Below are 10,503 nucleotides of genomic sequence, written 5' to 3'. Positions count from 1 at the left end.
GGGGGGGGGGGGGAGCCGTAAGGAGGCGGCCTCATGCACGATTTTCGGGAGTTAGTCGAGTTCAGCCGCGGCGGTAGAGGGCGCAGACCAGGGTGAACAGCCGACGGGCGGTCTCGTGGTCGATGGCCACCTTGCCGTCGAGACGGGCCTTGAGAAGTTCGGCCCCCTCGTTGTGCAGGCCGCGCCTGCCCATGTCGACGGCCTCGATCTGGCTGGGCGAGGAGCCGCGCAGGGCCTCGTAGTAGCTGTCGCAGATCAGCAGATAGTCGCGCAGCACTTGCTTCAGCGGCGTCAGGGACAGGGCGTAGGTGCGGGCGAAGTCGACGCCGGTGATGTCGAACACCAGGCGATTGTCTTGAAGCGACAGTTTCAGACCATAGGGACCCGCGTCGGCGCCCTCGGGGGCGAAGACGTTCTTCTCGACCAAATCGAAGATGGCGACGCGGCGCTCATGCTCGATCTCGGCCGTGGCGGACGGCAGGGTCGCCTCGTCCAGTTCGAGCGACGCCAGGCGTTGATCCGTCATGCCGTCTCGCCGTCGAGGTGGGTCGGCGCGATGCGCGCCTGCCAGCGTTCCGACAGGTCGGCGACGACCGCGTCGAGGCATTCGACGTCGATCCTCAGATCGCCGCCGCCGGCGAACATCAGGATGACCTTGCCGCCGGGCGGTTCGCCCTCAACGAAATGGATGGCCAGAAGCTCCAGCGGGGCGTCGGGCAGGCGCGGCAGGCCCCGGCTCTTGACCGCCTCGACGTCGCCGAACTGCATGGCGGCGCGCACCCAGGTGCCGCCGCACTCCCAACAGAAGCGGCTCAGCTCGATGGTCAGGCGCCGCGCGCCCTTTTCCCAGACGATGTCGGCCGGGCGCAGGATAGCGTCCTGCAGCGCGGCGGAGATGATGGCCAGGTCCTCGCCGTCCTCGGCGAGCAGACGCAAGGGCGCGCTGGAGCCGCCCGAGGCCTTGCGGATCGCCTCGCCTTCTTCGGCCGTGACCGGCGCGTTGGCCAGGTCCTCAGTGCTCATCGTCCGGTCCTTCGACGGGCGGGCCCTTCACCCGGCGGATGTCGGCCCCGCAGGCGCCGAGCTTCTCCTCCAGACGCTCGAAGCCACGATCCAGATGATAGACGCGGCCGATGGTCGTGTCCCCTTCGGCGACCAGACCGGCGATGACCAGGCTGACCGAGGCGCGGAGGTCCGTCGCCATGACCGGCGCGCCCTTCAGTTTCTCGACGCCCGTGACGTGCGCCTCGCCCGCATGGACCGAGATGTCGGCACCCAGTCGGCCGAGCTCCGGCGCATGCATGAAGCGGTTCTCGAAGATGTTCTCATGGATGACGCTGACGCCCTCGGCTGTCGTCATCAGGGTCATGAACTGGGCCTGCAGATCGGTGGCGAAGCCCGGATAGACCTCTGTGGCGACGTTGGTCGCCCGAAGGCGCGCGCCCGGATCGCGCCGAACGATGACACCGTCGGCGGTGGGCGAAACCTCGACCCCCGCCTCGATCAGTTTGTCGGTGAGGGCTTGGATCAGCTCCGGACGCGAGCGGGTCAGGCGTACCTCGCCCCCCGCCATGGCGGCGGCGCAGGCGTAGGAGCCCATCTCGATCCGATCGGGGATGACCGACCACTCGCCGCCGTTCAGCGAGGTCACGCCGTGGATGGTCAGGGTGTCAGTGTCGATGCCTTCGATCCTCGCACCCATCATGACCAGGCAACGGGCCAGGTCGCCGATCTCGGGCTCGCGCGCCGCGCGCCTCAGCACGGTGGTGCCTTCGGCCAGCACGGCGGCCATCAGGGTGTGTTCCGTCGCGCCGACGGACACGAAGGGAAACTCGATCTCGGCCCCACGCAGGCCGTTCGGCGCGGTCGCCGAAACATAGCCTTCCTCCAGCTCGATGGCGGCCCCCAGTCGAGTCAGGGCGTCGATGTGCAGATCGACCGGCCGCGCCCCAATGGTGCAGCCGCCCGGCAGGGACACCTTGGCATGTCCCGTCCGCGCCAGCAGCGGCCCCAGCACGTTGAAACTCGCCCGCATCTGCCGGACCAGGTCGTAGGGCGCGAAGGTCGAGGTCAGATTCGCGGCGTGGAACAGCGTCTGCTGATCCGCCCCCTCCCCGCTCTCGGTCACCTCGACGCCGAAGGACCGTAGCAGCTTGCCCAGGAACCGGGTGTCGGCGAGGCGCGGCATGTTCGTCAGGCGCAGGGGCTGGTCGGTCAGGATGGCGGCCGCCATCAGCTTGATGGCCGAATTCTTCGCCCCCGAGACCGGGATGTCGCCGTGAAGCGGGCCGTTGCCGTGAACCGTGATGCTGTCCATGTCGTCCTTGAAGCCGCAAGGATCGACCGTCCCGGCGAGCCGGCTATCTAGCGCGACCGTGCCGCGCTGCGAAAGGGCCGCGCTCAGTCACGTTCGGTGACGCTTTCGTCAGCGCCCAGTCAGTTGCCGACGCGAGGCGGTCTGGGCACCTTGCGACGCCGCAGGTTGTCACGCAGGGCCTTGGCCAACCGGGCGGCCCGATCGGCCTTGGCCTGCTGCTCGGGCGTCCTGGGCTTCGGCAAGGGCACCGGTTGGGCGGTCGGCGTCTCAGGCGGCTCTGTCATGATCCCAAGAGACCCTGCGAAATCTTTCCGGGCAAGGGGCTTCCCCCCTGCGGGTTCAATGGCTATACGGCCGCTTCCTCAGATTTCGCCGCCGTAGCTCAGTGGTAGAGCGCATCCTTGGTAAGGCTGAGGTCGGCAGTTCAATCCTGCCCGGCGGCACCATCCAAAGCGAAAGGCCCGGTCAAAAGACCGGGCCTTTTTCGTCATCTCACCAGCGGTCGAAGGGTCGACGAGGCCTTTCCTCATCCGAGCGATAGGACAGGCCGAACGACTGTCCACGCCGCTTGGCGTCTCCGGGATAGACCAGCGTCGAGCCGGGCCAGGGGCTACCGACCGGATAGCTGTGCTCGAGATAGGGATAGGGCCCGTCGATCTCCCAGCGGCCGATGCCGTCGTAGGGGCCATAGCCGTACCAGCCATTGCGCGTCTGGCTGTAGGCGAGGTCGAGGCGGCCGTTCTCTCCGACGGGGATGGAGACGCCCACGGCGACCTGGCTGAAGTCGTTGGTGCCGATCGATCCACTGACGAAACCGTGCATGCGGCGATCATCGTCCTGGCCGTCAGCCTCGGCGAAGGGCTCAACATCGGTGGCGCGGGCGGCCAGCCAGCGCTCGATCTGCTGCTGGGTCGTCAGATTGTGCGGCGTGATGGCGACCGCCTGACCGTCGAGGCGAGCGTCACTGACCGGGGCTTCCGCGCCGAGCACGACCGCGCCGGTGCCAACGGGAGCCGTCGTGACGACGGCTTCCGGATCGCCGGACGTCAGGGCAGCGGCGAGACCGAGGGCGATCAGCATGGGTGAAACTCCGTACAGATCGTCAGTCTAGACCCAAATGCGGCGCAAGGGCGACCGCGCCGTTTCGCCGCCGTCACGCGACCCCGTCGCCGCGACCGAGGGGGTCGGGCAGCGGGCTGCCCTCGGGCACGAAGGTCAGGGCGACCGAGTTGATGCAGTAACGCAGGCCGGTCGGAGGCGGGCCGTCCGGGAAAACGTGGCCCTGGTGGCCGCCACAGCGGGCGCAGACGGTCTCGGTCCGGACCATGCCGTAGGAGCGGTCGACGATGGCCGTGACGTGGTCGTCGCTGACCGGCTGGGTGAAACTGGGCCAGCCGGTGCCGCTCTCGAACTTGGTGCCGGCGCGGAACAGAGGCAGGCCGCACTGGCGACAGGCGTAGACGCCGGACCGCTTCTCGCCCAGCAGGACGCCGCAGAACGGGGCCTCGGTGCCGTGGGAGAGGAGGACGCGCTTTTCCTCGGCGCTGAGGTCGGCCTCGAGCGCGACTCGCTGGCCTTCCGAAGGTGGCGTCAGGTCATAGCCGGCGGCGGAGCGGACGGGGTGGGCTTCGGTGGTCTCGGTCATGGTCCGGAGATGGGGGCAGAGAGCTGAGGTTCCAAGACCGGGGCGGCGTCGGCGGAGAATGCTGTCGGGAGCAAAGGTGGTTATCGCCTTCACTGGAAGTGGCACTCCAAAGCGATGCGCTCTCGAGAACTGAAAATCCTTGAGGAAAACATCAAGGCTGAGTTCGATCAGGGGCGCAGTGCCGGGGTGACAAGGTCGGTTGTTCAGCACCTGCATCAGGAAAGCCGGGCGCTGAAAAGAATGTCAGTCGCGAGGCGGTGCCCAGTCGGAGCCGCGGAAGACGCCGAAGTACTGTGAATAGGCCGACGACGGCAAATCCGGATCGAGCTCGAAGTTCTGCCCGACCGACGTCCGCACACGGGTGAAATCTCCGGGCTGAATCGGACTGTCCGCCGCACCTGGATTGAAGACGACGATGCTGTCGGGGTCGGATGCGGCACGCAGCGTATCGGAACCCTGGACCTTCACAAACGGGCCATCGACGTTGAACTGGGTCAGCCTCATGCGCTGGATACCGGTCGGCAGGGGCACAGGGACGTGCACCGCGCTGTCCAGGGCCAGGATAACGATGCTGGTGACGGATGTGGCCGTCGGCAGATCCGATCGCGTCACGCGCGCGGCGAAGGGCAGCGTATCGTTTATCGGCCCCTGCATGACGTGATAGAGGCCCCACAGGCCATAGGCGGGACGATTGCCGATCTCACCGGAGCGGACAGCGTAGGCGTAGGTGTCGAAGATGGCGGCCTCGCGCGTCGCACCGGCACCAATGCGACCGAGCAGATCCGCCAGACGGGCGACCATCGGGTCAGCGGGTTCTCCCAGGGCATTCGAGGCAAGCGCCGCCTTTCCACGAACGTCCGCGTCGTCCCACGCCGCAGCATCGACCGGGGTGCCGCGGTCCGCCAGCCACTCTCGCAGAAGCAACCAGTCCTGGATGGTATCAATGCCGATGAACCGGATGCGTCGCTCGGCGAGCAAGTCCTCGTTCAAGGCGCGAACTCCGCGCACCTTTGCCTCAAAGGCCGTATTGCCCCACTGGGCACCGGTTCGATCCCAGTGGTCGAACACCCGATCCAGGATCGCCTCATCGCCGCTGGACAGATAAGCGTTCAGCATCTCGGCCTGCACCGGGTCGACCTCGGCCAGATAGTCGGTCAGTCCGATCCGCTCGTTCAAGTGAGCCAGCAGCTCAAGGTCCAGAACCTGGGGCGCGGCGAAACCGTGGCTCTCGCCCAGCAAGATCAGGCGGCTCTCATAGAAGGCCGGCGGAAAGTCGATGGCGAGACCCCCAGTCACCGGGCCGTTGACGACGACGTTGGCGCGAAGGAAGGCGGCGACGGCGGGATCGACTTCGTCAGCGAGCACATCGGCTGGCAGAGGTTGTGGCGGGGCCGTCACCTGGGCCTGTGCAGGCTCCGCCAGCGTGATCGACGACAGGAATGCGGCCGCAGCCACGCAGACTCTCAACATCATTGACTCCTGGACGCTATGGCTGCCGCATGGTGGGCAGACTGTGTGGTTTAGACGGGCGACGCAACACGACGGCGCAGAGCCGGGCTTTCAAACGGGCGCGAGCTGGAGCATTCGTTCGGCAAGGCGATGTCTCGCTCTCGCGCAGCGGGAGCTCTGGGGCGACGTATCGGTTGCGCCGCCCCGGCCGACTTCAGTTCGCGTTGATGTCTTCGACGTCGATGTTGGCGACCTGCCAACGGCCATCGTTCAGGGCCATGACAAGCCGCTCGGTCTTGCGTTCGCCGTTCAGCATGATCGTCTGGAATGTCAGTATCTCCAGCGCCTCGTGCCGTGGGTTGGAAGGATTGCTGTCACGCTGAACACCAACCAGGGCACGACGCTGCGCCCCTCCGTCCGACGCCCGGATCGCCACGCCCAGTCTCCAGAGATCAAAACTGTGAGCATCCCGAAATGAGGGCGCTGCGGCCTCGTAGCTCGCCGCGGCGTCGCCAGCGTCGACCAGCACCATGAAGGCGCGCGCCGCCGTGCCGGATCGCGCCTGGGCCGGTGAGAGTTCTTGAACCGGACGCACGGTCGTTGCCGTCTCCGTCGGGAACGTGATGACGGCTTCCGCGCCCACGGTTGGGGCTTCGGCTGCCGCTGCATTTTCCAGCGGTCGCTCACCGGGGCTGGTGATGGCGATGGTGGCGGCGACGATGAGGATGCTGACGGACATGATGATCAATCCTTTGCTGCGCCCTTGCCATCCGGATGAGCCCGGTCGCTTCAGGTCGGCGCTGGAAGGATCCTCGGCGGAAGGAGCGGTCGCCTCACCCCCGAACGGTTCGTGCACAATGGGATCGGGGGTCGGCCTCTCCGCCTCGCTCAAGAGAAGGGCGGCCTGACGGCTGCCGGTCGTGCCAAGCTTTTCTCGCGCACGACGCAGGCGGTCGTGGATCGCATGGTGCGACACGCCCAGTTTATTGGCGCTCGACTTGGCATCATATCCGGCGAGCAGGAGACGGAGGGCCTCCCGTTCCTTCTCACTAAGAGCGTTGATCGCGTCATCCGCCTTCATTGCAAGAGCGTAGAAGAAGTCGCTCCCTCCGCAAGATGCTTCGCCATCTGGCCGCGCTCAGCCGGTACCTTTCTTGCGGCCCCGCACGGTCCTTCGGAGGCAAAAAGGGCCGGGCGAGGTGTCCCCCGCCCGGCCCCGTTAGGTCGTTCGACCGAGGTCAGCCCCCGAACAGCGTGCCGACCCAGGTGCGCACGGCGGTCTCGTCGGCCGGGTTGCCCGTGTAGGTCAGGCCCTGGGCCGGCGTGAAGGGCTGGTTGTTGCCACGCTGGCGGCTGGTCCAGGCCTTGTGGCCGTAGCTGAGGTCCGAATAGTTCGACGGCAGGCGCTCGACGGTCGGCTCGATGAAGATCGAGTCGGTCGCGGTGGTCGAGCCGGCGATGCGGACATTGGGCAGGCGGGTCAGCAGGTCCAGCGTATCGAGGCATCCGCCCGAGCAGCCGGCGTCAACCAGGACGATGACCGGACCCTGGACCGGGTTCGGAGCGCCGGTGTCGGGCACCGCCGGACGACCCGGAAGCGTGAAGGTCTGCTGGCCCGACGCGATGGCCGTGTCGAATGCCGCGACGATCTCCTGGGTCTGCTCGATGACCGCGCTGGATTCCTGGACGAAGCGCGGATCGGCCTGCATGCGGCCCAGCGTGGCGGCGTACCAGTCGCGGTTGCCCTGGGTCGCCCGATAGGTGATCTCGCCCGCGGCCGGCTGGCGGCTGACGGTAAATTCCGGCGTCCAGATACGGTTGGCCAAGCCATAGCCGCGCGCGGTGGAGGTGTACGCCGAAGAACCCGCCGCGGCGCGGAGATCGAGCACGAAGCCCTGGGGCCCCCGGATGGCGGCGGCCTGGGCCTCGACCAGGCTGTTGAAGGCGTCCCAGCCCGCGCTATCCGCGAAGGAGTGGACGCGCACCCACGGGCGGCCGTCGACGGTCTCGATGCCTAGCGGCGTCGCCGGCGGCATGAAGACGGTGGCGCGATAGGCGGCCTCCAGGTCGCCCGGGGCGATCGGCACCGGACGCAGATCGATGGCACGGGCACGGCCACGGCCGCCCCGCTGGAACTCGCAGGTCGAGGGCAAGCCCGACACGAACGGGTTGTTCCTGTTCCACAGCAGATAGGGGGCCGAGGTCACGCGACCGGCCTCGGTGTCGAGGTTACCTTCCCAGAGGTCGAGCTTGGCCCGGGCGTAGTCCTCGATCGGCGTCAGGTTGCAGCTGACCACCACGTCGCCGACGCGCGGCGCATTGCGGACCCCCGGCTTGACGTAGGTGACTTCATAGCGGCCGTTGCGCCAGCCCGTGGCCACACCCGGCCAGCTGGTGCCGAAATAGGGTCCGAGGCCTTCATAGGTCGGCGTGATGGCGATGTTGGAATCGCGAAACCCCGCCGCATAGTAGCGCATCAGATAGGCGTGGGCGTCGCCGGAGTTGACCTGACCCACACGGCCCTGCGCATCGGCCAGGCCAGCGTCGATCCAGCTGCGGAAGGTGTCGCCCGCCTCGCCCGGAATGACGGCGGCGGGATGGTTGGCGCGCAGCTCCTCACGGGCGGCGTTCAGATCCGTCTGGGCCAGGGCGCGGAAGTCCTGAGCGGAGGCGGCGGCGGCCGAGATCATGACGGCGACGGCCGAGACGGCGGTCAGGAAGCGGTTCATCAGGGAGAACTCCAGGCGGCTGATCGGGGGTCGGCGAGGGTTAAAGCCGATTGAAGCCCAACTTGCCAACCCGGAACGGCGATCGTGTGACGCTTCGCCTGAATGGCGAATGGCGGCGGCGTTCACTTTTTCGGCGGGCTCGCGGGTCTGGACCGGGGACGCGCCACCGCCTACGAACCGGCCCATGTTCGACAAGATCCTGATCGCGAACCGGGGCGAGATCGCCGTCCGCATCATCAAGACCGCCCGCCGCCTGGGCATAGCGACCGTGGTGGTCCATTCCGACGCCGACGCCGGGTCGATGGCGGTCGAAATGGCCGACGAGGCCATCCACATCGGCCCCTCGCCCGCGGCTGAGAGCTATCTGGTCCAGGACAAGATCGTCGATGCGGTGCGCCGTTCCGGGGCCCAGGCCGTACACCCCGGCTTCGGCTTCCTGTCGGAGAACCCGGTCTTCGCCCGACGTCTGGAGGCCGAAGGCATCGCCTTCATCGGCCCGAACCCCGGCGCCATCGAAGCCATGGGCGACAAGATCACGTCGAAGAAGTTCGCCGCCGAAGCGGGCGTCTCCACCGTTCCAGGCCACATGGGCCTGATCGAGACGACCGATCACGCCGTCGAGATCGCGCGCCAGATCGGCTATCCCGTCATGATCAAGGCCTCGGCCGGCGGGGGCGGCAAGGGCATCCGCGTCGCCCATTCCGACGCCGACATGGCCGAGGGCTTTGCCGCGGTGAAGGCCGAGGCCCAGACGGCGTTCGGCGACGACCGGGTGTTCCTGGAAAAGTTCATCATCGACCCGCGCCACATCGAAATCCAGGTGCTGGGCGACAAGCACGGCAACATCGTCCATCTGTTCGACCGCGAATGCTCGATCCAGCGCCGCAATCAGAAAGTCATCGAGGAGGCCCCCTCCCCCCTGCTGGACGAAGCCACCCGCGAGGCCATGGGGGCCCAGGCCGTGGCCCTCGCGCGGGCGGTGAACTACGACTCGGCCGGGACGGTGGAGTTCGTGGCGGGTCAGGACCGCAGCTTCTTCTTCCTGGAGATGAACACCCGGCTGCAGGTCGAGCATCCGGTCACGGAGCTGATCACCGGCGTCGATCTGGTCGAACAGATGATCCGGTCGGCGGCGGGCGAGCGTCTGCCCTTCACCCAGGACCAGCTGGCCATCAACGGCTGGGCCATCGAGAGCCGCATCTACGCCGAGGACCCGTATCGCGGCTTCCTGCCCTCGATCGGGCGGCTGGTCCGATACGAGCAGCCGGAGGAAGGCGAGCAGGACGGATACGTCGTCCGCAACGACTCGGGCGTCCGCGAGGGCGACGAGATCTCGATGTTCTACGACCCGATGATCGCCAAGCTGAACACCTGGGCGCCGACCCGGATCGCGGCGGTGGACGGCATGCGCCGGGCTCTGGAAGACACCCATCTGGCGGGCGTGGGGCACAATGTGCCCTTCCTCGCGGCCGTCATGGACCAGGAGCGGTTCCGCTCGGGCGCGCTGTCGACCAGCTATATCAAGGACGAGTTTCCTGACGGCTTTAGAGGCGCGGCCCCGGATCGGCGACGCCTCAACGTCATGATCGCCGCCGCCTGCGCCATGAACGAGATCGCCGCCGAACAATCCGGCGATCCGTCCGACCGCACCGACTGGATCGTCCTGGTCGACCGAGAAGCCCACGGCGTCTCCCTCGGCTACGACGAGGACGAGGTGCTGACGCTGGACCTCGCCGGCGAGGAGCGGGCGCTGCGCCTCTCCGACATCGACTGGCGTCCCGGCATGGCCCAGTTCCGCGCCGTACTGGACGACCAACCCTTCACCGCCGAGGTCGCCCGCACCGCCGACGGTTGGACCGTCCGCTCGGGGGCCGCCAAGGCCCGCGTCCGAGTCTTCACCCCACGTCAGGCCGAGCTCTTCGCTCGCCTGCCCGAAAAGGCGGCGGCGGACACCTCCAAGCTGATCCAGTCGCCAATGCCGGGCCTGGTCGTCTCCATCGCCGTCGAGCCCGGCCAGGAGGTCAAGGCCGGCGAGACCGTCGCCATCATTGAGGCCATGAAGATGCAGAACCTCCTCAAGGCCGAACGCGACGGCGTGGTGAAGGCCGTGGCGGCCAAGGCGGGCGACCCGGTGGCGGCCGACGACGTGCTGGTGGAGTTCGCCTAGGCGATCCTAAAACGCGCTCTCGCCCGTGATGGCGCGACCCAGGATCAGGGCGTGGACGTCGTGCGCGCCCTCATAGGTGTTGACGGTCTCGAGGTTCATGGCGTGGCGCATGACGTGGAGTTCGCCGGTGATACCGGCCCCACCGTGCATGTCGCGGGCCTCGCGGGCGATGGCCAGGGCCTTGCCGCAGTTGTTG

Annotated in this window: 11 protein-coding genes and 1 tRNA gene; 2 read left to right on the top strand and 10 right to left on the bottom strand. The window is 67.5% G+C overall.

All coding sequences use genetic code 11. The features are described 5' to 3' along the window. Positions 1 to 61 precede the first annotated feature (61 nt). The 4 genes from IP78_RS12855 to IP78_RS15545 all read right to left on the bottom strand — a co-directional run bounded on the left by IP78_RS12855 (position 62) and on the right by IP78_RS15545 (position 2,601). Positions 62 to 526: a UPF0262 family protein gene (locus tag IP78_RS12855; protein ID WP_054112075.1), complete on the bottom strand. Its 465-nt coding sequence runs from the start codon at positions 524 to 526 to the stop codon at positions 62 to 64. After that, positions 523 to 1,023, bottom strand: a complete 501-nt coding sequence (locus IP78_RS12850) for a DUF2948 family protein (protein WP_082385069.1) — start codon at positions 1,021 to 1,023, stop codon at positions 523 to 525. Before IP78_RS12850 ends, IP78_RS12855 begins: the two co-directional genes overlap by 4 nt. Beyond that, positions 1,013 to 2,317: a UDP-N-acetylglucosamine 1-carboxyvinyltransferase gene (murA, locus tag IP78_RS12845; RefSeq protein WP_054112074.1), complete on the bottom strand. Its 1,305-nt coding sequence runs from the start codon at positions 2,315 to 2,317 to the stop codon at positions 1,013 to 1,015. Before murA ends, IP78_RS12850 begins: the two co-directional genes overlap by 11 nt. Positions 2,318 to 2,436: 119 nt before the next feature. After that, on the bottom strand, positions 2,437 to 2,601 hold the full coding sequence (locus IP78_RS15545) for a hypothetical protein (RefSeq protein ID WP_197272458.1): 165 nt from the start codon (positions 2,599 to 2,601) through the stop codon (positions 2,437 to 2,439). Positions 2,602 to 2,688: 87 nt separating this feature from the next. Here IP78_RS15545 and IP78_RS12840 point away from each other — a divergent pair. Further along, positions 2,689 to 2,763, top strand: a tRNA-Thr gene (locus IP78_RS12840). Between the two features lie 46 nt (positions 2,764 to 2,809). Here the strand turns inward: IP78_RS12840 and IP78_RS12835 are convergent. The 5 genes from IP78_RS12835 to IP78_RS12815 all read right to left on the bottom strand — a co-directional run bounded on the left by IP78_RS12835 (position 2,810) and on the right by IP78_RS12815 (position 8,140). Then, a complete protein-coding gene (locus tag IP78_RS12835; RefSeq protein WP_054112073.1) occupies positions 2,810 to 3,397 on the bottom strand; it encodes a hypothetical protein in 588 nt (195 codons plus the stop codon). A gap of 73 nt (positions 3,398 to 3,470) precedes the next feature. Further along, positions 3,471 to 3,962 (bottom strand): peptide-methionine (R)-S-oxide reductase MsrB, encoded by a 492-nt coding sequence (msrB, locus tag IP78_RS12830; RefSeq protein ID WP_054112072.1) that lies wholly within the window; start codon positions 3,960 to 3,962, stop codon positions 3,471 to 3,473. 243 nt (positions 3,963 to 4,205) lie between these two features. Beyond that, positions 4,206 to 5,417, bottom strand: coding sequence for a hypothetical protein (locus IP78_RS12825; protein ID WP_054112071.1), 1,212 nt, complete (start codon positions 5,415 to 5,417; stop codon positions 4,206 to 4,208). Between the two features lie 208 nt (positions 5,418 to 5,625). Continuing rightward, positions 5,626 to 6,492, bottom strand: coding sequence for a DUF4019 domain-containing protein (locus tag IP78_RS12820; protein WP_054112070.1), 867 nt, complete (start codon positions 6,490 to 6,492; stop codon positions 5,626 to 5,628). Positions 6,493 to 6,649: 157 nt separating this feature from the next. Continuing rightward, positions 6,650 to 8,140 carry a hypothetical protein gene (locus IP78_RS12815; RefSeq protein WP_054112069.1) on the bottom strand — a complete coding sequence of 497 codons (1,491 nt, stop codon included), beginning with the start codon at positions 8,138 to 8,140 and terminating at the stop codon, positions 6,650 to 6,652. Positions 8,141 to 8,324: 184 nt separating this feature from the next. Here IP78_RS12815 and IP78_RS12810 point away from each other — a divergent pair, with 184 nt between their 5' ends. After that, a complete protein-coding gene (locus tag IP78_RS12810; protein WP_054112068.1) occupies positions 8,325 to 10,307 on the top strand; it encodes an acetyl/propionyl/methylcrotonyl-CoA carboxylase subunit alpha in 1,983 nt (660 codons plus the stop codon). Positions 10,308 to 10,313: 6 nt separating this feature from the next. Here IP78_RS12810 and IP78_RS12805 read toward each other — a convergent pair. After that, positions 10,314 to 10,503: acyl-CoA dehydrogenase family protein (locus IP78_RS12805; RefSeq protein WP_054112289.1), on the bottom strand; the 190-nt coding region annotated here is incomplete at its 5' end.

It is taken from the genome of Brevundimonas sp. AAP58, from assembly GCF_001295975.1.
GTDB lineage: Bacteria > Pseudomonadota > Alphaproteobacteria > Caulobacterales > Caulobacteraceae > Brevundimonas.
This window is presented reverse-complemented; position numbering and strand designations above follow the sequence as displayed.